The sequence below is a fragment of the Micromonospora psammae genome (genome assembly GCF_036902725.1).
Lineage (GTDB): Bacteria > Actinomycetota > Actinomycetes > Mycobacteriales > Micromonosporaceae > Micromonospora.
In genome coordinates, this window is sequence record NZ_JBAKHM010000010.1 from 110,637 (window position 1) to 136,278 (window position 25,642).

Sequence of the window (25,642 nt, forward strand, 5' to 3'; positions counted from 1 at the left end):
ATGACCATCGACGATCGCTTCCCGGTTGCCCGCCCCTGGCTCTCCGACCTGGAAGAGCACTACCTGCTCGACGCACTGCGCAGCGGCTGGATCTCCTCCCAGGGCCCCTACCTGCACCGGTTCGAGAACCGCTTCGCCGAACGGTGCGGCGCGGCAGCCGCGGTGGCCACCAGCAACGGCACCGTGGCTCTGCACCTGGTCCTCGCCGCGGCGGGGATCGGCCCGGGTGACGAGGTCGTCGTTCCCGCTCTCACCTATGTGGCGACCGCGAACGCGGTGACGTACTGCGGAGCCCGGCCGGTGTTCGTGGACGTGCTGCCGGAAAGCTGGTGCATCGACCCGGAGCAGGTCCGGGCGGCGATCGGTCCCCGCACCCGAGCGGTGATCGCCGTGGACCTCTACGGCCATCCGGCCGACTACTCCGCTCTCCGCCAGCTCTGCACCCAGCACGGGCTCCTCCTGGTCGCTGACGCGGCCGAGTCGTTCGGCGCCGAGGTGGACGGCCGGCCGACCGGCGGACTGGCAGACGTCAGCACCTTCTCCTTCTTCGGCAACAAGGTGATCACCGCCGGCGAGGGGGGCTGCGTCACCACCTCCGACCCGGCGCTGGCCGAGCGCATGCGGCTGCTGCGCAACCAGGGGATGGACCCGAACCGGCGCTACTACTTCCCGGTGGTCGGCTTCAACTACCGGCTGACGAACCTGGCCGCAGCGCTGCTCTGCGCCCAACTGGAACGGGCCGACGAGATCATCCGTCGGCGTGACCGGGTGGTGGCCGCCTACGAACGCGAGCTGGTCGGCCCCCCGCTCGTCTGGCCGCAGCCGGTCGTGCCGGGAGTGCGCAGGGCGCCCTGGATGGCGTCGTTCCTGGTCGGCCCGCCGGGGACGGATGGGCTCCGCGACGAGCTGGCCCGGGTGCTCGACCGCCTCGGGGTGGAGACGCGTCCGTTCTTCGTCCCCATTCCGCAGCTACCCCCGTACGCCGGGGCCGCCGAGGAGCAACCGGTCACGCTGGACCTGTCCCGCCGCGGAATCAACCTCCCGACCTACGCCGAACTCACCGACGTGGACGTGAAGGTCATCCTCGAGCGGGTACGGGCCGCGCTGGCCACCCTCACCGCTGCCCGGGTGGACTGACCCCGGGCGCGGACAGCGCACCACGGTGTCGACCGGCGGTCGAGGGGCCATCCGCGGCACCGAGCGCGGAGCCACCCGGGCCGGCGGTCGGTGCGCCGCCCGTCGGGCCGGTGGTCCTGAGCAGCCGGACGTAACTGCACCACCAGGCGGTCGCGCTGAGCAACCCCATCAGCACCAGGGCGGCGGCCGCCCCGAACGCCCCCAACGACGCGCCGCCGACCACCACGAGCGGCACTCGCACCACGCCCAACGCGCCGCCGATCAGCAGCGCGCGCGACCCGGCGCCCTGGACCCGGTGCCCGGCGAAGCCCACCATCGCCACCCCGGCGAGCAGGACCTCTGAGGCGAGCACCGGCAGCAGCGGCGCCGCGTGCCGCCAGTTCCCGCCGAGAACGGCCGTGCCGACCTGGTCGGGCAGGAGCGGGACCAGCACGGCCAGCGGGGCGCTGACGGCCAGCAGGAGGACGGTGACCCGTACGGCGGCACGCATCCGGACCGACCCCGTCGACGACCTGGTGCGGGCCAGGTAGGGGATGACCAGGGAGGAGGCGGTGCCGACCAGCAGGGTGACCGGACCGAGCACGGTGCGACCCACGCTGAGGGCACCCACGACGGCCATCCCGGCGGCCATCCCGAGGGCCGCCAGGGCGAGTTGGGCCGAGCCTGCGGTGAGCAGGTACTGGAATCCGAAGCTGGCGGCGGCCCGGGTGTCCGACCGGCTCAGCTGCCACCCGGGCCGGACGCGATGGCCGCGTAGCAGGGCTGCGGCGTACCCGAGTAGCGCGCCGGTGCCGGCCCAGACCGTGAAGACGGCCATCGGATCGATCACCTGCAACAGACCGAGGAGAGCGGCCGCGGCCGTCAGGCCGGTCCATACCGCCTCACGGTGGCAGGGCGGGCGGGGCGACCCGATGCCCAGGGCGACCGTCTTGCCGTAGTCGTGCAGCACCAGCCCCGGAAGCGTGGCGCCGGCGACGACCAGGTATCCGGACCGGTCGAGGACCCCGCCGACGACGAGGGGCACGGCACAGGCGACGCCGACGGCGGCGGCCCGACGGGTCCCGGCGGCGATCGCCGCGCGACCGGAACCGGCCAGCACGGACTCGGTCACCGTGGCCCGGGACAGGCCGGTCGCCAGCACGTAGAGCGAGAAGGCGAGCGCGAAGCGGCCAAGGTGCTCGATGGATTCCAGCCGAGCCACGGTCAGCGAGAGGAGCAGGTTTCCCAGACTGGACAGGGCGCCCGCGGTGACCGCCCAGCCCGCTCGGCCGGCCGCCCCTGCCCGGCCGGCCCGCACGGCGCGCGCTGCCCGCCTGACCAGCCCGTGCGGGCGAGCCTTCGTGCCGGTCGCGCCGGTCATCGCCCGGATCAGGACAGCCGGGAGCCGGACAGCACCGGAACGTCGCCGGGCCGCGGTGGAGCGGGCACTCGATCCGGCGCCCGCCGCCCCGGCGTCCTCCGGCGGGTCAGCCACAGCAGCGCGAAGACGGGCAGTGCGGCGACGGCGTGCTGGAGGAAGCCGATCATGGAGTCGGGGTAGGTGCTCGACCAGAGCAGCGGACCGCCCATCACGAAGCAGAACAGGCTGAGTCGCACCGGTCCCGGCGCGCCCCGCCGGAGCAGCAGCACCACCAGGGAAGCCCAGCCGATGTAGTAGAGCAGCACCCCGAGCCAGCCGTCGAAGAAGTAGACGTTGCCCAGGGCCAGGAAGCTGTACGACGAGGTCGCCACGCCGCCGAGGTACTGGTTGATCAGGGCGCCCGTGGAGATCATCGGCCGCTCCTGATCGAGGATTCGGGGCACGAGCCCGTACCGGAGGAACTCCGTGGGACCGGGCTGGCCTACGTCCACCGGCACGTCGTACCGGCCGGCCTCGGCGAGCTGCAGGTCGACCCGGAGCCGGTCGCCTGCGGAGACGTCGGCGGAGACGGAGACCCCGCCCTCGGCGCGGATCTCGTTGCGGATGGCGAACAGGGACGGCCACGCCAGCAGCAGCACGACGCCGACGGCCACGACCGCGCGCGTGCGTAGCAGACCACACACCGCGCCGGCGCCGGCCGCGAACGTGATGTATCCGATCGCCGGCGAGACGATGCCGGTGAGCGCGACGGTCGTGACCTGCCCGGCGATCACGAACCCGGTCCAGCCGAGCACCCGCGCACGGCCGACCCGGCCGCTCAGGAAGCTGGCGACCAGCAGGGCGAAGGCGAGATAGGGCCATCCGGCGGCGAGCGCCGCCACCCGTGCCAGCGGTGAGGCGGCGACGTCATGGGTCAGTTGAGTGAAGATCGTGCCCCTGCCGGCGTAGGCCCCCGTCAGAGAGGCCACGACGCTGACCACCGCGACCACCCGGGCGATGCGGTACAGGTGCGGGTGAGCCAGGTTGGCCTCGGCGGCGCGTTGCCGCCAGCCGGGTCGCGGGGGCGCCGCGGCCAGGGCGACCGTCTCGACCAGCACGGTGCCGACCAACGCCACGGAGAGCAGCCGGAGGATGAAGGTGGTCCCGGGATTGCCGTTGAGGAGCGCCATCGGCACGATCAGGATGGCGAACGGGGCGATGACCAGGATGCTGACCGGGTAGCGCCGCAGCACCCAGTGCCCGAGGCCACGCGGGTCGTTACCGGTTCTCAGGCCGACCGCGTTCCGCCGGGCGGATGCCCGCACCGGGTCGAGGGTCAGGGCCGATTCATACGTTGCCGTCCGCACCTGTGTGCAACGACGGCCGGGCCGGCGGGACACGGCGGCGACAAGGGTACGGAGACGGCTGCTCCCGTGGTGCGCCGTTTCCGCCGACACGGCGGGCCACCGCCACCCGGGACGGCCAGGTGTCCGACTCAGGAGACGAAGAGGGCGTGCTTACCGGCACGGGTCCTGGACGCCTCGGCGACCTGGGTGAAGGTGACCGTGCGTGGGTCGAGGGCCGGGTGGTCCTTGCTCAACTCCCGGACGAAGAACGCGGTGACGTCCGGGAGGTCCAGCGGCCGGTCAGCCTCGACGTGGATCCGCAGCGCGTCCGGCCGCTCCTGCCGGAACTGCACGCCGATTATCCCCGGGTACGACTTGAGGATGTGTACCGGCAGGATCGCGGACAGGTCGAGGATCCCCTGGGACGAGCCGACCCGGACGATGTCCTGCTGACGGCCGAGCACGGCGCGGAAGGCCAGTGCGTTGCCGTCCCGCACGTCGCTCGGCTCGACCCGGTCGCCGATCGCGTAGTTGACCAACGGGAAGAGCCGGCGGTCGAGGGTGGTGACACCGAGGTCCCCACCGTCGGACACCAGGCAGATGTAGCTGTCCCAGAGCATCCGGATGTCCCGGGTCCCCCGGCGGGACATCGCCAGCACACCGGTCTCCGCCGAGCCGTACTCGATGACCGCCGGGGCCTTGAAGACCTGCTCGATCAGCGCGATGTCCGCGTCGCTGGCCGTTTCGGCGCACATGACCACCGCGCGCAGTGCGCTCATCTCCCCCAGGGTCAACCGGTTGCGCTCGATGTACCGGGCCAGCTTGAACACCGCTGAGGTGTAGCCGGCCAGCGACACCGGATTCCGCTCGCGCAGGGCCAGGTAGTGCGCGTGCAACGACGGCTCGCTCAGGTCGTAGGCGTTCAACCGGGTGACGTTGATCAGCCGATCGGCGAGACGTCGCTTCGCCTGCGCCAGCCGTCCGCGCAGGCCGCTGCCGAAGAGATGGGAGTGGCCCCACAGGAGCACGTTCGGATCTGTCGGACGGATTCCCGACCAGTGCCGGCCGAGGTACGCGTTGACCCAACGCTCGTCCACTTCGCCGGCACCACGGGGATACCGCGTGGGCTGTCCCGTGCTGCCGCCGGTGGTGTAGGCGTCGGTGATCCGGCCGTCCTGGAAGATCTCCCCGGCACGAGCGATCAGGACCTCCTTGGTCAGCGGCGGGAACTCGCGCAGCGCACCGGGCCGGTCGATCCGCTCGGGGAGACCGTGCTCGCGACGCCACGACCGGTAGAACGGCACCTCCGCGAGGCAGTACGCCCACACCTCGTTGAACCGGCGTACCTGCTGCTGCTCGATCCACCCCCGGGACGGGTGGGTGTCGTACCGGGCGATCTTCCGGGCCAGCTGACGATGACGGTCGGCGAGGACGGTGCCGCGCAGCAACCACGGGTTCATGAGCGGTAGCCCTTCCTGGGAGACACCGCACCCAACGAGGACCCGGGGGGCGGGTTACGACACCACCCCGACCATCAGGTCTATTGACATCCTTCACCGCCGGCAGAAGGCTCGCGCTACAGGTCCTTCCACCAAGGAGGCTCGATGAGGCGCACACGGCTGGCGATCGCCGGCGTGTTCACTCTGGTCGGCGCACTGGCGCTGACCGCACCGGCCAGCGCGCGACCACCGTCCGACCCGGGCAGCCGCGACGGCCTGGAGGTGTACGTCGGGACGGTCAACGCGGAGCAGTTGGAGAAGCTGCGCGGCGCGGGGGTCGACCTCGGTCACGACCACCAGGACAGCGACGGGGCCGGCAACACCACGGTCGAGACCGTGTTGAGCCGGCGGCAGGCGGAGCGCCTGGCCGGCCAGGGCGTCAAGCTCGACGTCAAGAAGGTGCGCGGCAAGGCCGCCTCCCAGGCGCTGCGGGAGCAGGCCGCGGCCGGTTGGGACGCGTTCCGCCCGTACAGCGCGCCGGGCGGCCTGCGGGACGAGATCACCGCCACCGCGGCCCGCTTCCCCAGACTGGCCAAGTTGGAGACCATCGGCCGTACCTGGCAGGGCAAACCGATCCTCGCGGTGAAGGTCACCAAGAACGCGCGGAGCGTGCCGGACGGCAAGCGCCCGGCGGTGCTCTACGGCAGCGCCCAGCACGCCCGGGAGTGGATCACCCCGGAGATGACCCGCCGGCTGATGCACCACGTGCTGGACAACTACGGCAGCGATCCGCAGATCACCCGCCTGGTCGACACCACCGAGCTGTGGTTCCTGCCGGTGGCCAACCCGGACGGGTACGACCACACCTTCACCCCCGGCAACCGGCTGTGGCGCAAGAACCTGCGCGACAACGACGGGGACGGGCAGATCACCACCGCCGACGGCGTCGACCTCAACCGCAACTTCAGTTACAAGTGGGGCTACGACGACGAGGGCTCCTCGCCGGAGCCGAACAGCGACACCTACCGGGGGCCGGGCCCGAACTCCGAGCCGGAGACGAAGGCGCTGGACCGGCTCTTCAAGCGGGTCGGCTTCGAGTTCTTCGTCAACTACCACTCGGCCGCGCAGCTGCTGCTCTACGGCGTCGGCTGGCAGGTGAGCACCCCCACCCCGGACGACGTGATCTACGAGGCGATGGTCGGCGACGACGCGCATCCGGCGGTCCCCGGCTACGACCCGGACATCTCCGCCGAGCTCTACACCACCAATGGCGACACCGACAGCCACGCCACCGTCCGGTACGGCACCCTCGGCTTCACGCCGGAGATGTCCACCTGCCAGGCGGCCGCCGCGTCGGACCCGGACGACCAGTGGCGCCCCGAGGACTGCGTCAGCGGCTTCATCTTCCCCGACGACGAGAAGCTGATCTCGGCCGAGGTGGCGAAGAACCTGCCGTTCGCCCTGGCGGTGGCGAAGTCGGCGGCCGACCCGGACGACCCGGTGTCGGTGGTCGGACGGAGCACCCCGGACTTCGTGGTGGACGCCTTCGACACCTCCTACGGGCGCGACCAGCAGGTCGCGTCGATCACCCGGCGGGCGTTGAAGAACGTGCGGATGCACTACACCGTCAACGGCGGCCGGCCGAAGACCGCCAAGGTCCGCGAGTGGCGCGGCGGTGAGCGGTACGGCGACACCCACGACGACTACTACGCCGAGCTGCGCGGCACGGTGCGCGGCGCGAAGCCGGGCGACCGGGTCGAGGTCTGGTTCACCGGGGTCAAGCCCCGCCAGGGCCCGGTGGCCAGCGAACACTTCACCTACCGGGTGCACGGCGACATCGGCGGTGACGTGCTGGTCCTCGCGGTGGAGGACGTGACCGGGCTCAGCCCGGCGCAGAACGCCACCGGCGCGAAGTACGCCGACGAGATCGCCGCGTCGCTGGCGAAGGCCGGCCGCAGCAGCGACGTGTACGACTTCGACACGATGGGCCGCAAGGCGCCGCACCCGCTGGGGGTGCTCTCGCACTACCGGACGGTGGTCTGGGAGACCGGCGACGACATCATCCTGCGCTCCCCCGGCCAGGTCGGCGGAACCGCGGCCCGGGCGGCGCTGGAGACCGAGCTGGCCGTGCGGGACTACCTCAACGAGGGCGGCAAGCTGCTGGTCAGCGGCAAGTACGCGCTCTTCGCCCAGGCCGCGAACGGCTCGTACGTCTATCAGCCGAACCCGGGGGCGGAGTGCACGGACCCGGACGACGCCAGCTGCCTGCCGCTGCTGAACGACTTCCAGCAGTACTACCTCGGGGCGTACAACTACGTCAGCGACGGTGGCTCCGCCCCGGACGGCACGCCGTACCCGCTGCGCGGCGCCGAGGGGGCCTTCGCCGGCTTCTCCGGGCAGCTCAACGCGGAGGGCTCCGCCGGCAACCAGGACCACACCGCCTCGTTCCTGTCCACGTCGAGCTTCCTCCCGCCGGACAGGTTCCCGCAGTTCGCCAGCTCGGCGACGGTGGACTGGGCGCGGCCGGGCAGCGCGCCGTTCGACCCGCGCACCGGTGAGTGGTACCTGTACAGCGGGCGGGCCGACGAGTCGTACAAGCGGCTCACCCGGACCGTCGACCTGACCTCGGCCTCCAGCGGCGAGCTGCGCTTCTTCACCTCGTACGACATCGAGCAGAACTGGGACTACCTGTTCGTGGAGGCGCACGAGGTGGGCAGCGACGACTGGACCACGTTGCCGGACAAGAACGGCCGCACCGGCACCGGGACCGGGGAGAGCTGCGAGTCCGGCTGGGCGGCGACCCTGCACCCCTTCCTCACCCACTACCAGGGCGCGGACTGCTCGCCCACCGGCAGCACCGGCAGCTGGAACGCGGCCACCGGCGCCTCCGGGGGCTGGCAGGAGTTCGCCGTCGACCTGTCGGCGTACGCCGGCAAGAAGGTCGAGCTGTCGATCACGTACGCCTCCGACTGGGGCACCCAGGGCCTGGGTGTCTTCCTGGACGACGCGCGGGTGTACGCCGACGGCGTGGTCGTCTCGGAGACCTCCTTCGAGGCCGCCGACCTGGACGGCTGGACGGTGGCCGGTCCGCCGGCCGGCTCCGCCCCGGCCGCCAACGACTGGGCCCGCAGCCAGCAGGCCTTCGAGGAGGGCGCGGCGGTGGTCACCGACGACACCGTCTACCTGGGCTTCGGCCTGGAGGGCCTGGCCCCGGCGGCCCGGGACGATCTGGTCGCCCGGTCGCTGGCCCACCTGAGCGGAGCGGCGCGGCGCTGACACCGCGGACCGGGCGCGCCGGCGGTGGGGACACCGTCGGCGCGCCTTCCGGTACGCCCGCCGCCGACCCGGCGGATGTGGTGAGCTGTAGCGGTGGCGGGGTACCTGATCGGTCTGGTGCTGCATCCCACCCGGGACGTCTCCGAGGTGGTCGAGATCATCGAACGGTGGGCCGCCCGGCACGGGAAGTCGCTGGCCGTCCGGGTCGACGACCGGCACCGGGTGCCGCCGACGGTGGAACCGGTCCCAGCGGAGGAGCTGGCAGCCCGGTGCGACGCGCTGATCAGCATCGGCGGGGACGGCACCATGCTGGGCGCGCTGCGCTCGGCCGTGCGCCACCCGAAGCCGGTGCTCGGGGTGCACCTGGGGCGGCTGGGCTTCCTGGTCGAGGTGGAGCCGCCCGACCTGCCGCGAGCGCTGGCCCGGCTGGTCGCACGGGACTTCACCGTCGAGTCGCACGCCTGCCTGGCCTGCGACATCTGCGGCGACGACATGGTCGCGTTCAACGACGTCGCGCTGGTCCGCCAGCCCGGCTCCGGCTTCGTCACCGCCACCCTCGCCGTCGACGGCCAGCAGTACGGCTACTACCGCTGCGACGCCCTGGTGGTGAGCACGCCGACCGGCTCGACGGCGTACAGCTACGCCGCGGGCGGTCCGCTGATCTCGCCGGCCGCCGACGCCGTGGTGGTGACGCCCTCCGCGCCGATGTCCGGCATCTCCCGGTCGGTGGTGCTCTCCCCGGACGAGACGATCCGGTTGGAGCTGCGCGCCGAGTCGGCGCCGGTGGCCGTGGAGATCGACGGCATGGTCATCCAGGAGGCGGCCACGGAGGGCGCGGTGCACGTGCGCTACCAGCGCGACGCCGGCCTGGTGGTACGCCTCGACCCGCGCCGCTACCAGGAGCGCAACAAGCTCAAGCTCGGCCTGCTCGACCTGCCGCTGCTGCCGGAGCAGCTGCGCGAGCTCCTCCCCGCGGGGCTGCGCGAGCAGCTCAACCGCCGGGAGCTGCTCCCGCCCCGCTGACCGGTCCGCCCCCGTCCCGTCGACCCGGCGTCAGGCCTTGGCGAGCACCCCGTCCACCAGCGCCTTCGCCTCCTCCTGGATCCGCGTCAGGTGCTCCGCCCCCTGGAACGACTCGGCGTAGATCTTGTAGACGTCCTCGGTGCCCGACGGGCGGGCGGCGAACCAGCCCGACCCGGTGGTCACCTTGAGCCCGCCGATCGACGCGCCGTTGCCCGGTGCGGCGGTGAGCGTGGCGGTGATCGGCTCGCCGGCCAGCTCGGTGGCGCCGACCTGCTCCGGAGAGAGCTTGCCGAGCACCGCCTTCTGGGCCCGGGTGGCCGGGGCGTCGATCCGGGCGTACGCGGGGTCGCCGAAGCGCTCGGTCAGCTCGGCGTAGTGCTGGCTGGGGGTCCGGCCGGTGGTGGCGATGATCTCCGCGGCGAGCAGGCAGAGCAGGATGCCGTCCTTGTCGGTGGTCCAGGTGCCCCCGTCGCGGCGCAGGAAGGACGCGCCGGCGCTCTCCTCACCGCCGAAGCCGACCGCCCCGTCGAGCAGCCCGGGGACGAACCACTTGAAGCCCACCGGCACCTCCAGCAGCGGCCGGCCGAGGTCGGCCGCGATCCGGTCGATCATGGAGGAGGAGACCAGCGTCTTGCCGACGGCCGCCGCCGGGCCCCACTGCGACCGGGTACGGAACAGGTGGCCGATCGCCACCGCCAGGTAGTGGTTGGGGTTCATCAGGCCACCGTCGGGGGTGACGATGCCGTGCCGGTCGGCGTCGGCGTCGTTGCCGGTGGAGACCGCGTAGTCGGCGCGGGCGGCGATCAGGGAGGCCATCGCGTTCGGCGAGGAGCAGTCCATCCGGATCTTGCCGTCGCCGTCCAGGGTCATGAACCGCCACGTCGGGTCGACCGTGGGGTTGATCACGGTCAGGTCGAGCCGGTGCCGCTCGGCGATCTCGCCCCAGTAGGCGACGCTGGCGCCGCCGAGCGGGTCGGTGCCGATGCGCACCCCGGCGGCGCGGATCGCGTCGATGTCGAGCACCGCGGGCAGGTCGTCGACGTAGTTGGCGAGGAAGTCGTACCCGCCGGTGGTGTCGGCGGCCCGGGCCCGCGCGTACGGGATCCGCCGGACCTCCTTGAGCCCGGCGGCGAGGATCGCGTTGGCCCGGTCCTGGATCCACTTCGTGACGTCGGTGTCGGCGGGCCCGCCGTGGGTGGGGTTGTACTTGAAGCCGCCGTCGTCGGGTGGGTTGTGCGACGGGGTGATCACGATGCCGTCGGCGAGCCCGCTGGTCCGTCCCCGGTTGTGGCTGAGGATGGCGTGCGACAGCGCCGGGGTCGGGGTGTAGCCGTCGCGGCTGTCCCGCAGCACGGTGACGTCGTTGGCGGCGAGCACCTCCAGCGCGTCCGCCTCGGCCGGGGCGGAGAGCGCGTGGGTGTCCCGGGCCAGGAAGAGCGGACCGTCAAGGCCCTGCTCCCGCCGGTAGTCGCAGAGCGCCTGGGTGACCGCGAGGATGTGGTCCGAGTTGAAGGAGTTCCGCAGCGACGACCCCCGGTGTCCGGAGGTGCCGAACGAGACCTGCTGCGCCGGGTCCGCCGGATCGGGGTGCTCGGCGTAGTAGGCGGTCAGCAGCCGGGGCACGTCGACCAGGTCGGCGGGCTCGGCGGGCTGTCCGGCACGGGGGTGGGACACTGCGGGATCCTCCTCGGTTCAGGCGCTGGCTGCTGGCGGGGCGGGGTTCAGGGCTCGACGCGCTGACCCTTGCCGATGACCACGATGCCATTGTCGGAGACGGTGTAGCGCTGCCGGTCCTTCTCCAGGTCCACGCCGATCTCCGCGCCCTCGGGGACGAAGACGTTCTTGTCCAGGATGGCCCGGCGCACCACGGCGTGCCGGCCGATCTCCACGCCTTCCATCAGCACCGCGCCGTCCACGTGCGCCCAGGAGTGGACCTTGACCTTCGGCGAGACGATCGAGTTCTCGACCAGCGAGCCGGAGATCACCGCGCCGGGCGAGACCATCGAGCCGACGGCCCGGCCGACCCGCTCGCCCCACTGGTGGACGAACTTCGCCGGCGGGAACGGCGGCTGGGCACTGTAGATCGGCCAGTCGAAGTTGTAGAGGTTGAACACCGGGTGGACGTTGATCAGGTCCATGTGGGCGTCGAAGAAGGAGTCCAGCGTCCCCACGTCACGCCAGTAGCCCCGGTCCCGGTCGGTGCTGCCGGGCACCTCGTTGTCCTTGAAGTCGTAGACGTTGGCGTCGCCCCGCTCGACGAACATGGGGATGATGTTGCCGCCCATGTCGTGTTTGCTGGTCTTGTCCTCCGCGTCGCGCTCGACGGCCTCGCAGAGCGCCTTGGTGGTGAACACGTAGTTGCCCATCGAGGCGTAGATCTGGTCCGGGGCGTCGGGCAGGCCCACCGCGTCGGTGGGCTTCTCGCGGAACGCCCTGATCCGCCGGCCGTCCTCGCCGACCTCGATCACGCCGAACTGGTCGGCCATCGACAACGGCTGGCGGATGCCGGCGACGGTGACCCCGGCGCCGGAGGCGATGTGGTCCTCCACCATCTGCCGGGGGTCCATCCGGTAGATGTGGTCGGCGCCGAAGACGATCACATAGTCCGGCTGCTCGTCGTTGATCAGGTTGAAGCTCTGGTAGATGGCGTCGGCCGAGCCGGCGAACCACCAGGGACCGCGCCGCTGCTGGGCCGGCACCGGGGTGACGTAGTTGCCCAGCATGGTCGACATCCGCCAGGTCGTGGTGACGTGCCGGTCCAGCGAGTGGGACTTGTACTGGGTCAACACGACCATCTTCAGATAGCCGGCGTTTGCCAGGTTGGAGAGGACGAAGTCGACCATGCGGTACATCCCGCCGAACGGGACGGCCGGCTTGGCCCGGTCCGCGGTGAGCGGCATGAGGCGCTTGCCCTCTCCACCGGCCAGGACGATCGCGAGCACCTTGGCAGCCATGCAACGACGCTATCCATCCCGCTGCCACTTCACCACTTGTACGGGCACAGTTCTGCACTAGGGTGCGGGGGCATGACGGACTCCGTACCCTCGCTCCGCGTCGACCTGCTCACCCGGGAGTACCCGCCGGAGGTCTACGGCGGCGCCGGGGTGCACGTCGAGTACCTGGCCCGGGAACTGCGCCGACTCGCCGACGTGCGGGTGCACTGCTTCGGCGCGCCGCGCACCGGACCGGGCGTCACCGCGTACGCCGAACCGGCCGGCCTGGCCGGCGCGAACGCCGCGCTGCGCACCATGGGCGTGGATCTGGAGATGGCCGCGGGGTGTGCCGGCAGTGACGTGGTGCACAGCCACACCTGGTACGCCAACCTGGCCGGGCACACCGCGAAGCTGCTGCACGGGGTGCCGCACGTGGTGACCGCGCACAGCCTGGAACCGCTGCGGCCGTGGAAGGCCGAGCAGCTCGGCGGGGGCTACGCGCTCTCCTCCTGGTGCGAACGCACCGCGGTGGAGGGCGCCGACGCGGTGATCGCGGTCAGCGAGGGGATGCGGCGCGACGTGCTCACCGCCTACCCGGCGGTCGACCCGGACCGGGTCCGGGTGGTCTACAACGGCATCGACACCGCGCAGTACGCCCCGGACCACGGCACCGACGTGATGGACCGGCTCGGCATCGACCCGTCCCGCCCGAGCGTGGTGTACGTGGGGCGGATCACCCGGCAGAAGGGCCTGCCGTACCTGCTGCGCGCGGCCCGCGAGCTGCCCGCCGACACCCAGCTGGTGCTGCTCGCCGGGGCCCCCGACACTCCGGACATCGCCGCTGAGGTCCAGGGGCTGGTCACCGAGCTGCGGGCGAACCGCTCCGGGGTGGTCTGGGTCGCCGAGATGCTGCCCAAGCACGAGGTGATCCAGGTGCTCACCCACGCGACGATCTTCGTCTGCCCGTCGGTCTACGAGCCGATGGGCATCGTCAACCTGGAGGCGATGGCCTGCGAGACGGCCGTGGTGGCGACCGCCACCGGCGGCATTCCCGAGGTGGTCGCCGACAAGGAGACCGGGCTGCTGGTGCCGATCGACCAGGCGACCGACGGCAGCGGCCGGCCGTTGGACCCGGAGCGGTTCGTGGCCGACCTGGGCGCGACGATCAACGGGCTGCTGGCCGACCCGTCACGGACCGAGGCGTTCGGCCTCGCCGGGCGGCGGCGGGCCGTCGAGCACTTCTCCTGGGACGCCATCGCGGCACGCACGCTGGAGGTCTACCGGTCGGTGGGCGCGACGGGCTGACCGAGCACGAAGCGATCTCGCACAGTAGGTTGGCGGTGTGAGCGGACGGTTCCCGATCGAAGACGTCTCCCCCGTGGTCGCCTGCGGTCGCTACCCCGCCAAGGCGGTGGTCGGCGAGGTGGTGCCGGTCTCGGCTCGCGCCTACCGGGAGGGCCACGACGCGCTCGGCTGCAACGTGGTCTGGCTCGGCCCGGACGGCGCGGCGCGGCCGTTCACCCGGATGCGCCCGGGTGAACCGGGCCAGGACCGCTGGCACGCGGCCATCCGGCCGGACGCGGTCGGCGAGTGGTTCTTCACCGTCGAGGCGTTCCAGGACCCGTACCTGACCTGGCAGAACGCGGTCACCAAGAAGATCGCCGCCGGGCAGGGCCCGGAGGACCTGGCCAACGACCTGGCCGAGGGCGCCCGGGTGCTGGAGGCGGCGGTCGCGCTGGTCCCCGCCGCCGAGACGGAGCGGGTGCGGACGGCGGTGGCGGCGCTGCGCGACGAGCGGCTGGCGCTGCCCCACCGGGTGGCCCCGGCGTTGGGCCTCGCCGACCTGCTCTGGGCGCACCCGGTGCGGGAGCTGGTCACCACCGGGGACGAGTACCGGCTCTGGGTGGACCGCCCCCGGGCGCTCTTCTCCGCCTGGTACGAGTTCTTCCCCCGCTCCGAGGGGGCGGTCCCGGCCACAGTGGACGCGCCCGCCCGGTCCGGGACCTTCGCCACCGCGATGGACCGGCTGCCCGGCGTCGCGGCCATGGGCTTCGACGTGCTCTACCTGCCGCCGATCCACCCGATCGGCCGGGTCAACCGCAAGGGCCCCAACAACGCGCTCACCGCCGGCCCGGACGACGTGGGCTCGCCGTGGGCGATCGGCGCCGCCGAGGGCGGCCACGACGCCATCCACCCCGACCTGGGTGAGCCGGACGACTTCCGGGACTTCATCGCCGCCGCCGCCGAGCAGGGCCTGGAGGTGGCGATGGACCTGGCTTTGCAGTGTGCCCCCGACCACCCCTGGGTGACGCAGCACCCCGAGTGGTTCACCACCCGCGCCGACGGCAGCATCGCCTACGCGGAGAACCCGCCGAAGAAGTACCAGGACATCTACCCGCTGAACTTCGACAACGACCCGGAGGGCATCCGCGCCGAGGTGCTGCGGGTGGTGCTGCACTGGGTCGGCGAGGGCATCCGGATCTTCCGGGTGGACAACCCGCACACCAAGCCGTTCGACTTCTGGCACTGGCTGATCGCCGAGGTCAAGAAGGTCGACCCGGACGTGCTCTTCCTCGCCGAGGCGTTCACCCGGCCGGCGATCATGCACGGGCTGGGCAAGATCGGCTTCACCCAGTCGTACACCTACTTCACCTGGCGCACCTCGGCGGCCGAGATGCGGGCGTACTGCGAGGAGCTGGTCGCGGCGGCCGACTACATGCGGCCCAACTTCTGGCCCAACACCCCGGACATCCTGCACGAGTCCCTGCAGCACGGCGGCCCGCCGATGTTCAAGATCCGGGCGGTGCTGGCCGCGCTGCTCTCCCCCTCGTGGGGCGTGTACGCCGGCTTCGAGCTCTTCGAGCACGTGGCCCGCCCCGGCGCCGAGGAGTACCTCGACAACGAGAAGTACGAGCTGCGGCCCCGGGACTGGGCCGGCGCGCAGGCCCACGGCCGCTCCCTGGCCCCCTTCATCGCCACCCTCAACCGGGTACGCCGGGACAACCCCGCCCTGCACCGGCTGCGCAACCTGCGCTTCCACGACATCGACAACCCGGCCCTGCTCTGCTGGTCCAAACACGACCCGGACACCGGCAACACCGTCATCGTGGTCTGCTCGTTCGACTCGCACACCGTGCAGTGGGGCAACACCACCCTGGACATGCCGGCGCTGGGCTTCGACTGGCACGAGCGGTTCACCGTGCACGACGAGCTGACCGGGGCCAGCTACGAGTGGGGGCAGCGCAACGCGGTGCGGCTCGACCCGTACCTGCAACCGGCGCACGTGCTGACCGTGCGCCGGCCGCACGCCGCCGACGCTCCGGCGCCCGCGACGACGGTCCCGGCCACCCTGACCGTGGCAGACGTACCCACCGACCTCTCGGGCGGCACCGCCCCGACCGCTCCGGCCCAGAAGGACGACGACCGATGGACCAGCTGATCGCCGGCGAGACGCACGATCCGCACGCCGTGCTGGGCGCGCACCCCGCCGACGGGCGCACCACCATCCGGGCGATGCGCCGGGGGGCCGGCGACGTGGCCGTGCTCGTCGGCGCCGAGCGGCACCCGATGAAGCGGGTGCACGACGTCGGGATCTTCGAGACCGTCGTCGACGGCACCGTGCTGGACTACCGGGTCGACGCCGACGGCCGGGTCACCGACGACCCCTACCGCTACCCGCCCACCATCGGCGAGCTGGACCTGCACCTGATCGGCGAGGGCCGGCACGAACGGCTCTGGGAGGCGCTCGGCGCGCGCGTCTTCGACGAGGGCGTGGCCTTCTCCGTGTGGGCGCCCAACGCCCGCGGGGTGCGGGTGATCGGCGACTTCACCGGCTGGGGCGCCGACGACGGCTGGCCGATGCGCTCGCTGGGCTCCAGCGGCGTGTGGGAGATCTTCGTGCCGGGCGCGCAGGTCGGCGCCCGCTACAAGTACCGCGTCCTCGGCGCCGACGGGCGGTGGCGGGACAAGGCCGACCCCCTCGCGGCGTACGCGGAGGTGCCGCCGGCCACCGCCTCGGTGGTGCACCACTCCACGTACGAGTGGGACGACGCGGCCTGGCTGGAACGGCGGGCGCGGCGCCAGCCCCACCAGGAGCCGATGAGCGTGTACGAGGTGCACCTCGGCTCGTGGCGGCCCGGCCTGGGCTACCGGGACCTGGCCGAGCAGCTCACCGCGTACGTCACCGAGCTGGGCTTCACCCACGTGGAGTTCCTGCCGGTGATGGAGCACCCGTTCGGCGGCTCCTGGGGTTACCAGGTCACCGGCTACTACGCGCCCACGTCCCGGTTCGGCAGCCCCGACGACTTCCGCTACCTGGTGGACCGGCTGCACTCCGCCGGCATCGGGGTGATCCTGGACTGGGTGCCGGCGCACTTCCCCAAGGACGAGTGGGCCCTCGCCCGCTTCGACGGCACCCCGCTCTACGAGCACCCCGACCCGCGCCGCGGCGAGCACCCCGACTGGGGCACGTACGTCTTCGACTTCGGCCGCCGCGAGGTCCGCAACTTCCTCGTCGCCAACGCGCTCTACTGGTGCGAGGAGTTCCACATCGACGGGTTGCGGGTCGACGCGGTCGCCTCCATGCTCTACCTGGACTACTCCCGTCAGGACGGGCAGTGGGCGCCCAACCAGCACGGCGGCCGCGAGAACCTGGAGGCGATCGCGCTGCTCCAGGAGGTCAACGCCACCGTCTACCGGCGCCACGCCGGGGTGGTGATGATCGCCGAGGAGTCCACCGCCTGGCCCGGGGTGACCCGGCCGACCGCCGAGGGTGGCCTCGGCTTCGGTTTCAAGTGGAACATGGGCTGGATGCACGACACCCTGCTCTACACCTCCAAGGACCCGATCTACCGCCAGCACCACCACCACCAGCTCACCTTCTCCCTGGCGTACGCCTGGAGCGAGAACTACGCGCTGCCGATCAGCCACGACGAGGTGGTGCACGGCAAGGGCTCCCTCGCCGGCAAGATGCCCGGCGACACCTGGCAGCGGCTGGCCAACGTGCGGGCGCTGCTGGCGTACATGTGGGCCCACCCCGGCAAGCAACTGCTCTTCATGGGCTCGGAGCTGGCCGACGACCGGGAGTGGAGCGAGGAGCGCGGCCTCGACTGGTACCTGCTGCACGACCCGGCCCGGGCCGGCGTGCAGCGCCTCGTCGGCGACCTGAACACCGTCTACCGGGGCACCCCGGCGCTCTGGGCGCAGGACACCGAGCCGGCCGGCTTCCGCTGGATCGCCGGCGACGACGTCGCCAACAACACGGTTTCGTTCGTGCGGATCGCTCCGGACGGCGCGACGCTGGTCTGCGTGGCGAACTTCTCCGCCCTGCCGTTGGAGGACTACCGGGTGGGGCTGCCGGCGGGCGGGACGTGGACCGAGGTGATCAACACCGACGCGCAGCACTACGGCGGGTCGGGGGTCGGGAACATGGGGGCGGTGCACGCGGAGGACGTGCCGTGGCACGGGATGCCGGCGTCAGCGGCGCTGCGGGTGCCGCCGCTCGGGGTGCTCTGGTTGCGCCGCGATTGACCCTTGGTCAGTACGGCAGGCGGGCATCGCTCCCGGTTGCTCACCACATCCTCGGATACGAGCAGGTGTGGCGGCTGCCCCGGGTATCGAGGTCGCTCGACCAGATCGGGTCGCGGGAAGGACCACGAGAGCCAGGTCCCTCTGGCGACGACGCCAGGCCTCGTCGTAGACACCAATCTCCAGGGGCGCCGAAACGGGCAGGTCTGCCAACTCCCTACGCAACCCGGCGGAGCCGGCGGCAGAGCCCGCGCGCTCGATGATCTTCGTATGCGCCGCAGGTAATCGCGAGCAGACCGAAGGACGAGCCCAGCTCACCGCGTTCCTTCGGCACCCTCGCGAACAGGCGTGCCAGGGCTGCTCGCCGTTACGGCAGGCGCCGCTTCGGCACCCCCAACCACTCGTACGCCACCACGCTGAGCCTGTCGGCCGAGCCGTCCCAACTGCAGATCGATCGGAAGAGGGACACGAACTGCGTCCTTTCGATGCGTTTCCCCTATCATCGGCCGAACCGCGACGGCGCTACTGCGGGTGTCGCCGCTGGGTGTCCTCGGCAGCGTCGAAAGTGGCAGGGCGAGACTCCGAAGAAGCCTCGCCCTGCCAGACAGCGCGCGGGTTAGCAGAACTAGACCGCCCAGCGAACTTTCGCGATCTGTCTCAGGACGAGACGCCGGGTGCCTCCACGATCACTGGGTCAACTCCGTTCGAGAACGAAGCGGCGACCGAGATCAGGATCACCGATGAACCAGAACAGAACAATCTCGCCGTCGGCTGAATCCGACCGGAGGTTAGTCGAATATGGGACCGGAAAGCCGTCGAGCGCATCGAAGACGAGAGCGACTTGTGTCTTCCTCTCGCTGTAGTCGTTTACTGCGGCCCGGACCGACCACGTCCCAGAGCCGGACATCGTATTCGATTGTGTCGATGCCCGCCCCAAGAGCGAGGCGGGGATCTGCGACGCGCGGAACGTTCCATCGTCGTTGAAAACAAACTCGCAGCCACCAGCACCTCGCCACGACCCCACCACCGTGAGGTCGGACAGTTCCGGGCGGGAGTCCTCAAGCCAGCTCGACACCGCGTTGATCGCGACCACCACGAGAAGGAAGACCGCGCACGCGGCGGCAACTCCAACAGCAAGTCGCCGCCGCGAACGTCCGGTTACTGCGGACACGCCGAGTTCACACAGGTGGTGGACCTAAAACGGTAACTCTGAATCACGAAGTGCTCAAACGGATAGGCATCCGCTCCGCTTCCCGCATTCCCGTCACCGCGTGGTGGCGTCACTCCGGGAATCCTTGTGCCGGAAGCGAGGGTCGTGGCGTTCTGCACATGGTACTCAACGACGGGGTTGTCGTTCTCGTATCCCACTACCTGCCAATCGACGTCGAACGACCCCGTCAGGGCCGTAACCCGGCGGCTACCTATCGCACCCCTGGTCCCATGGCTCAACATGTCCCGGGCGAAAGCCTTGCGGCTCACGCTCGGCGGCATGTCGGCGAAGTGGTAGTCCTGGCGGCCGCCCAACTCGCCGGCAGCGGCCCTCCTGTCGATGTCAAGGTAGATGTTCGAGAACTCGCTCGTCAGCCAGAGCTCCCTGGTCATCCGATCCCCCCAACGGAAGTACTCGTAGGTCGCGCATCGATCCGTGGAGCCGACGATGCCGCAGGTGAGATTCGGCGAGCGGAAGCCCGGAACCAGACCTGTGAAGAATTGCCGCAATATGTCGTCCGGGCTTTCCTGGCGGGCCCCCTCGGCGTGGCAGTACTCAGGGGTTGCGAGCGTGCAAGCCTCCGGCCGCGGCTTCGGTTTGCCGCCGCCCTTGCCGCCGCCCTTGCCGCCGCCCTTGCCGCCGCCCTTGATGCGAGTCTTCTTGCCGCCAGGCTCGTGAATGATCTCTCCACCATCAGGAGTCGGGGTGGAGTAGATGGTGCAGGGGTCGTCGGCGCAGTCCTTCATGCCCGTGGGGTCGCTGAAGACCATTGGGCTGTTGTGTCCGTAGGCGTAGGGGTTCCACTGTTGCGGGTCTGCCGTGTCTATGACGGGGTCGACGGAGATGAACCGTCCGATGACGGGGTCGTAGGCGCGGGCGCCGATGATCGTCAGTCCGGTGGGGCTCATCGGCTTGTCGAGGAATCCGCGGTTGTCGGGTGCGGTGACGGCGGCGCCGCGGGGTGCGCCGTAGGGGGTGTACTGCCTCCAGGTCGGGGTTTGCGCGGTGCTGTCGAGGTAGAGGCTGGGGGTGCCGTGGTGATCGGCGATGGCGAAGCTGTACGCCGTGCCGCTGCCCGAGCGGATGCAGGTGCCGCCGCCGGGAAGGGCGTAATAGCGGTTGCCGTCGGTGACGCCGGTGGCGGTGTTGAGGGTGAGCTGCTGCCCGGGCAGGTAGAGGGTGGTCTTGCCGGGTTCCTTCTGCAGCAGCAGGTTGCCGTCGGCGTCGTGGATGAAGGTGCTGTCGCCGCCGGTGCCGCCGGTGACCGCGGTGAGTTTGCCGGCGTCGTCCCAGGTGAGGGTCTGGTTGCCCTGGGCGGCGTTGCGGCCGGTGGTGTTACCGGCGGCGTCGTAGGTGTAGGAGGTGGTGCCGGTGGCACCACCGGTCTTCGTGGCCGAGGTCAGGGTGTGGGGCTTGTTCTGACCGTTGCCGTCGTAGGTGTAGGTGGTGGTGATGTCGGTGCCGCCGGCCAGGCCGCGCTCGATCTGCTTGGTCCGGTTGCCGATCAGGTCGATCTGCCAGCTGGTCCAGTAGGCGCTGCCGCTGCCGGCGCTGTTGCCGACCATGGACCTGTTGGTGGTGGTCGGCGTGGCGGCGCAGGCGTCCGTGGCCGTCCAGGCTTCGGTGAGCCGGGCCAGGCCGTCGTAGCCAAAGCACTGGGTCTCGGCCGGGGTGGTGGCCCCGTACCGCTTGCTGATCTTGCGGAGCAGCTTGCCGGCCGGGTCGTACTGGTACTCCTGCTCGTCCACGGTCGACGGGGTCGCCGTGGACCGGGTGATCAGCTGCTTGGTGAGCTTGGCGTTGTGCGTGTCGTAGGTGTTGGTGACGTAGGCGACGTTCGTGCCCGACCCGATGGTCTGCTGGTTGACCCGGCCCCACGCGTCGTAGGTGACGCCGTTGTTGTAGCCGGCCAGGCCACCGAGCGTGGTCGGCAGGTCCAGCACACCGGAGTAGCCGTGCAGCACCGTCTCCGCGGGCAGGCTGCCCTTGGCCGGGTACGTGTCGGTCAACGGCAGACCCAGCACCGAGGTGTACGACTTCCCGAAGAAGTACGACCCCGCCAGGGATCCCTCGCCGGCCGGGATCGTCACGGTGACGCCCAGGCTGCTGCCGAAGACGTTGAACGCCTTCTGCTGCGACGTGTACGCCTGACCACCCCGGTACGCGATCGTCGTGGTCAACTTGCCGATGGCGTTGGTGACCCCGGCGACGGCGTTGCTGTTGTCGTACACCCACGCCGCCCGCTGGTTCGCCGACGACTGGTTCGCCACCGTCGAGGCGAACTCCGCGGTCTTCCGGTTCAGCGCATCAAAGGTGTAGGACAACGTTTTGCCTCTGCCATCGGCAACCTGCTCCACGTTTCCGTTGGCGTCATAGCTCATCGCACTGCTGCCCGCGTCGGGGTCAGCCTTCGTCGTCACCTGACCCAGCAGGTTGTACGTTGAGGTCCAGACGTTGCCGTCCGCATCAGTGAGCGTGGACTGCTTGCCGTGTCCGTCGTAGCCGTACCGGCTGACCGTGGTGGTGCCGCCGGTGACGGTGAAGGTGCCGGTGAAGGTGTCCGCCGGCGTGGTCACCGTCGGCGCCGCGGTGTACTCGTGGAACTCCGTCTTACGGCCGAGCGGGTCGTTGATCGTCGTCGAGACCGTGCCGCCGGTCGGCGGCACCGCGGTGGTGCGGTCACCCCCGTACACCGTCGTCTTGGTCGAGACGGTGACGCCGTTCTTGGCCGACGCCACGATCACCGCCCGGCCCAGACCGTCGTAGGTGGTGAAGGTCTGGTTCGGCACCTGCTTGCCCAGGTCCGCCGCCGACACCGGCGCACTGACCGTCGGCGTCGTCGCGTCGTCCCACCACCCGTTGTACGACGCCCGCGTCCAGCCACGGGTGTCATAGAACGTGTCGGTGATCAACCGGCCACCCTGCGGGGTCACCGCCTGGGTCTGCCGGTTACGCAGCAGCGCGTCGTAGATGGTCACCGAGGTCTGGTAGCCGTTGGAGTTGTTCAGCTTCTGACTGGTGACCGCCGTGATGCCGGTCTTCGAGATCTGGTAGGTGAACTTGTGGTTGGCCGGGCTGCTGGTCGCCCGGTCATTCGTCCACACCGCCGCCGTCCTGCCGAGCGCGTCGTACTGCTGCCGCACCACGATGCCGTTGGCGTCGGTGGAGGTGAGGCTGCTGCCCCGCTTCGGGTTCAGCGTCGCGGAGGCCACGTGCCCCAGCGCGTTGGTCGTCGAGGTTCCCGTCAACAGCTTGACGCTGTTCATGGTGTAGCCGGTGATGGTCCGGTTGCCCTTGGCGTCGTACGCATCGGTCACCCGGCCGTACGAGTCGTACACCGACTTGGAGGTCTGCCAGGTATAGGCGCCGGAGGCGTGGTCCTTCGCCACCTGCGCCATGGTGACGTTGCCCTTGGTCGGCGCCACCGCCTGCGGGAACGTCGTGGAGAAGCTCGGGTCGTCGTAGAACTTGCGCTCCACCTTGACCACCTGGGCCGGCCGGTTCACCGTCGCGGGCGCGGTGAGCGTGTTCAGACTGCCCGGCTCCGAGGCCGGCGTGCCCTGAGTGAAACCACCGCAGGCCACGCTGACCGTCTCAGTCTGGCTGACCAGGCCGACGAGGTTCTTGCCCGCGTTCACTGGCGCGTATGCGTAGGTGGTGCACTGGTCGTAGGCCGCATTGGCCGGCACGGTGTAGGTGTAGGTGTTCTTCAGCTCACCGAAGGTGGTGCTGGCGGTGTTGGCGTCATAACTGCTCTCCGTCGCCGTGTAACGCCAGGTCGTCGAGGCGCCACTGGTGATCGCCTGCCGCGTGTAGGTCTTGATCGCTTCGACCCATTGAGCGGTCATGGCGGACAAGCCGGTGCGGGTGCGGGTGGCGGTGGCGCCGGAGACCCAGTACGAGGTGATGGTGGAGGAGTCGATCCGACCGCCTTCGCCGAGGTACTGGGTGGATTCGAGCTCCTTGCCAGCGAGTTCGCCGATGTCCTCGTGGGTGCCGCCGGCCGAGTCGGTCAGGTTGACCACGGTGGTGTTGTTGTTCCTGGACATGCCGCGGTAGTAGGCGGTCTCGGAGAGGGTGCGGCGGTCGTTGACGCCGTCACCGGCGAGGGTCTGAACCTTGGCGTAGCCGCGGAACTGTCCGTAGGTGCGGTACTTGGCCTTGACGATTTCGTTCTCGTCGTAGCGCCAGGCCGCGCCACCGAGGTACTTGTAGCTGGTCGACAGGGCGGCGGCGCCGCCGGTGGGGTCGGTGGAGGTGACCCGGGTGACGGCGTACTTGTGGAACCAGTCCTTGGTGGGGTCGGTGTACCCGTCAGGGGTCCAGTACACGGGATAGCAGGACTTGGTGTTCGCCGCAGGATCGGTGGTGACAGGGGCGGTGCACGGCACCGGAAGCTCGTAGGACGGGCTGATGACCGAGCCGGTTTCAGTGGTGATGGTGGCGAGGCGCTGCCGGTAGAAGCTCGGCAGCCCGCCGGTGGTGTCGACCCGGTTGGCCAGCTTCACCCCGGTGAACGACACCGACGGCAGGCTGATCGCCGCCGTGGACCCGCCCGCGCTGGTGTCATGGCCCGTGCGGGTGACCGAGGTCAGCCACAGCGTCGGCGAGGTGCCGTCCCCGGTGGCCGGCATCGTCTGGGTCAGCGCGTAGGAGTCGATCTTCTCGTACGCCGACGAGGCGGTGTTGTACTGCTGCGTCTCGATGGAGCTGAGCCGGACGGTGGAGAAGAACGACGGGCTCCAGTTGTCGCAGTCGACGCCGGAGTTGCAGATCAGGTCGAACGGCACATCCGGCCAGTTCGCCTTGTTGGTGGAGTTCAACGGCTGACACGTCCCGGACAGGCAACGGTCACCGGTGTTGAACACCACCCGGTTCGGCACCGTGCCGAACGCTCCGCCGTCGGTGAACCCGTAGTCGATCCGGGTCAGCCAACTGTCCCGAACGTAGGACACGTCGGTGGCACCCTTGTTACGCCCGTAGTAGTTGGTGGCCTGGTCGTAGTAATACGCCATCGCATTGCCGTGCACGTCGGTGACGTAGTCCAGGTTCCACCGGTGAGCCATGGTGCACACCGACGAGGAGAACCCTGCGGAGTTGTAGCACGGGTCTCCGGAGTGCGGGGAGTAAACCGGCCCGCGGTCGACCGACTTCGTCTCTGCCTTACCCGCCGCCCAACCCGGCAGCCGGTTGCGGCCGAACTCGTAGCTCGTGCCGTCGCGCAGCGTCACCCGCCAGTAGTCCGTGTTGTAGGTGCCGCTGCCGTTGTTCGAGTTCGTCACGTGGGTGACGACCTCACCGTTGTCCGACTCCGGCTTCCACACCTTCTTCGTCGCATCCCACACGAGAGACGAGGACGATCCGTTCAGAGACAGCGTCAGAACCGGCCCGTCGTAGCAACGGTCGGACGTCTTCACCGGCGACGCGCTGCCACCCGGGTCGTCCATGCACGAGGCGAAACTCTGCTCGATGTACGAACGCGGCGTCGACCAGCCGTCACCCACCCACGACGCCTGCGCGTTGGTCGACGCGGTCTGCCCGTCGACACTGCTCGAGTCGTACGAGAGCGCCACGGTGGGCACCAGGTCCGACGCGGCCGGCGGCACCGAGATGGGGTACGAGTACGAGAAGGAGCCGGTGCTTCCGCCGCCGGTCCAGGACCCGGAGGGCTTCAGGTCGGTGGCTGCGTACGTGCCGCCCTTGCCGCCGTCCTCCCCCGTCGTGGCCATCGCCGCGAGCACGGTCGTCATGCTGCCCGCAGCGGTCTGCATCCCAGCACCGGAGGAGGTCAACGGCACTTCCGCCGAGACCGACCTCGCCGCCGCGTCATTCGTCGACGGCAGCGGTGTCGCCGTCCGACACGCGGCCAGCCCAGGAGTGGTCAGCGCACACGCCGGCAACTGCACCAGCCGCAACCGCGAGCCGTAGTTGCCGCCGTACGCCTCCGCGAACCCCGCGTAGTCCACGCCCACCCGGACCGCACCGGAGGCCACGTCCGGGCTGACGGAGAGCAGCACACCGTCCACCCCGGCCGCCTGCGCCGCCTTGCGATCGGCGACCTTCACGTCCAGGCTCCGCGGGCCAGCCGCCCGACCGGCCTTCGCCGCCACCGGCTGCGCCCACACCGGCGTCCCCGCCGCCCGCACCTTGCCCGGCGCCGCAACCCGCGCTCCCGCCGAGGAGAGGTCGACCCGCGCGGACGCGGCCTTCGGCCAGGACACCCGGGTCGGCTTGAAGTTCGACTTGGCGTCGTCCGGCGGCGTGACGAACTTGGTCGGCAACGGCTTCACACCCTTGACCGACCGACCCGGCGACGTCGCCGGGGCCTTCGCCAGCTCTCCACCCTTGGGTTTCGCCGACACCGGCGATCCCGACAACAAACTCGTCACCAGTGATGTCGCCGCGATCATCGC

General features: G+C 70.6%; 13 protein-coding genes. 6 read left to right on the forward strand and 7 right to left on the reverse strand.

Translation table 11 applies throughout. From position 1 onward, the window contains the following. Positions 1-1,137: a DegT/DnrJ/EryC1/StrS family aminotransferase gene (locus V6U79_RS14770; protein ID WP_334614955.1), complete on the forward strand. Its 1,137-nt coding sequence runs from the start codon at positions 1-3 to the stop codon at positions 1,135-1,137. Here V6U79_RS14770 and V6U79_RS14775 read toward each other — a convergent pair. The 3 genes from V6U79_RS14775 to V6U79_RS14785 form a co-directional block, all read right to left on the reverse strand. Next, the gene (locus V6U79_RS14775; RefSeq protein ID WP_334614956.1) at positions 1,115-2,497 is read right to left on the reverse strand and encodes an MATE family efflux transporter; all 1,383 of its coding nucleotides are present in this window, start codon (positions 2,495-2,497) and stop codon (positions 1,115-1,117) included. The genes V6U79_RS14770 and V6U79_RS14775 overlap by 23 nt on opposite strands. An 8-nt stretch (positions 2,498-2,505) precedes the next feature. Then, positions 2,506-3,801, reverse strand: a complete 1,296-nt coding sequence (locus V6U79_RS14780; RefSeq protein WP_334614957.1) for a hypothetical protein — start codon at positions 3,799-3,801, stop codon at positions 2,506-2,508. A 170-nt stretch (positions 3,802-3,971) separates the two neighbouring features. Next, positions 3,972-5,282 (reverse strand): phenylacetate--CoA ligase family protein, encoded by a 1,311-nt coding sequence (locus V6U79_RS14785; RefSeq protein WP_334614958.1) that lies wholly within the window; start codon positions 5,280-5,282, stop codon positions 3,972-3,974. A gap of 144 nt (positions 5,283-5,426) precedes the next feature. Between V6U79_RS14785 and V6U79_RS14790 the strand changes: the two genes are divergently transcribed. Both V6U79_RS14790 and V6U79_RS14795 read left to right on the forward strand, forming a co-directional pair. Then, on the forward strand, positions 5,427-8,537 hold the full coding sequence (locus V6U79_RS14790; protein ID WP_334614959.1) for a M14 family metallopeptidase: 3,111 nt from the start codon (positions 5,427-5,429) through the stop codon (positions 8,535-8,537). Between the two features lie 93 nt (positions 8,538-8,630). Continuing rightward, positions 8,631-9,560, forward strand: a complete 930-nt coding sequence (locus V6U79_RS14795; RefSeq protein ID WP_334614960.1) for an NAD(+)/NADH kinase — start codon at positions 8,631-8,633, stop codon at positions 9,558-9,560. 30 nt (positions 9,561-9,590) lie between these two features. On the opposite strand, the gene pgm is transcribed toward V6U79_RS14795, so the two are convergent. Both pgm and glgC read right to left on the reverse strand, forming a co-directional pair. Further along, positions 9,591-11,234: a phosphoglucomutase (alpha-D-glucose-1,6-bisphosphate-dependent) gene (gene pgm / locus V6U79_RS14800; RefSeq protein WP_334614961.1), complete on the reverse strand. Its 1,644-nt coding sequence runs from the start codon at positions 11,232-11,234 to the stop codon at positions 9,591-9,593. Positions 11,235-11,281: 47 nt separating this feature from the next. After that, positions 11,282-12,514 (reverse strand): glucose-1-phosphate adenylyltransferase, encoded by a 1,233-nt coding sequence (gene glgC / locus V6U79_RS14805; protein WP_334526289.1) that lies wholly within the window; start codon positions 12,512-12,514, stop codon positions 11,282-11,284. A gap of 72 nt (positions 12,515-12,586) precedes the next feature. Between glgC and glgA the strand changes: the two genes are divergently transcribed. The 3 genes from glgA to glgB are packed head-to-tail and all read left to right on the forward strand — an operon-like array spanning position 12,587 to position 18,022. Then, entirely contained in the window at positions 12,587-13,798 is a 1,212-nt protein-coding gene (glgA, locus tag V6U79_RS14810) for a glycogen synthase (RefSeq protein ID WP_334614962.1), read from the forward strand. A gap of 37 nt (positions 13,799-13,835) precedes the next feature. Continuing rightward, positions 13,836-15,932: an alpha-1,4-glucan--maltose-1-phosphate maltosyltransferase gene (locus V6U79_RS14815; protein ID WP_334614963.1), complete on the forward strand. Its 2,097-nt coding sequence runs from the start codon at positions 13,836-13,838 to the stop codon at positions 15,930-15,932. Next, positions 15,920-18,022 (forward strand): 1,4-alpha-glucan branching protein GlgB, encoded by a 2,103-nt coding sequence (gene glgB / locus V6U79_RS14820; RefSeq protein ID WP_334614964.1) that lies wholly within the window; start codon positions 15,920-15,922, stop codon positions 18,020-18,022. The genes V6U79_RS14815 and glgB overlap by 13 nt, the downstream gene beginning before the upstream one ends. Before the next feature lie 691 nt (positions 18,023-18,713). Here glgB and V6U79_RS14825 read toward each other — a convergent pair. After that, complete coding sequence (locus tag V6U79_RS14825) at positions 18,714-19,112, reverse strand: hypothetical protein (protein ID WP_334614965.1); 399 nt, start codon at positions 19,110-19,112, stop codon at positions 18,714-18,716. A 65-nt stretch (positions 19,113-19,177) separates the two neighbouring features. Continuing rightward, positions 19,178-25,591: an RHS repeat domain-containing protein gene (locus tag V6U79_RS14830; RefSeq protein WP_334614966.1), complete on the reverse strand. Its 6,414-nt coding sequence runs from the start codon at positions 25,589-25,591 to the stop codon at positions 19,178-19,180. Between the last annotated feature and the right edge of the window lie 51 nt (positions 25,592-25,642).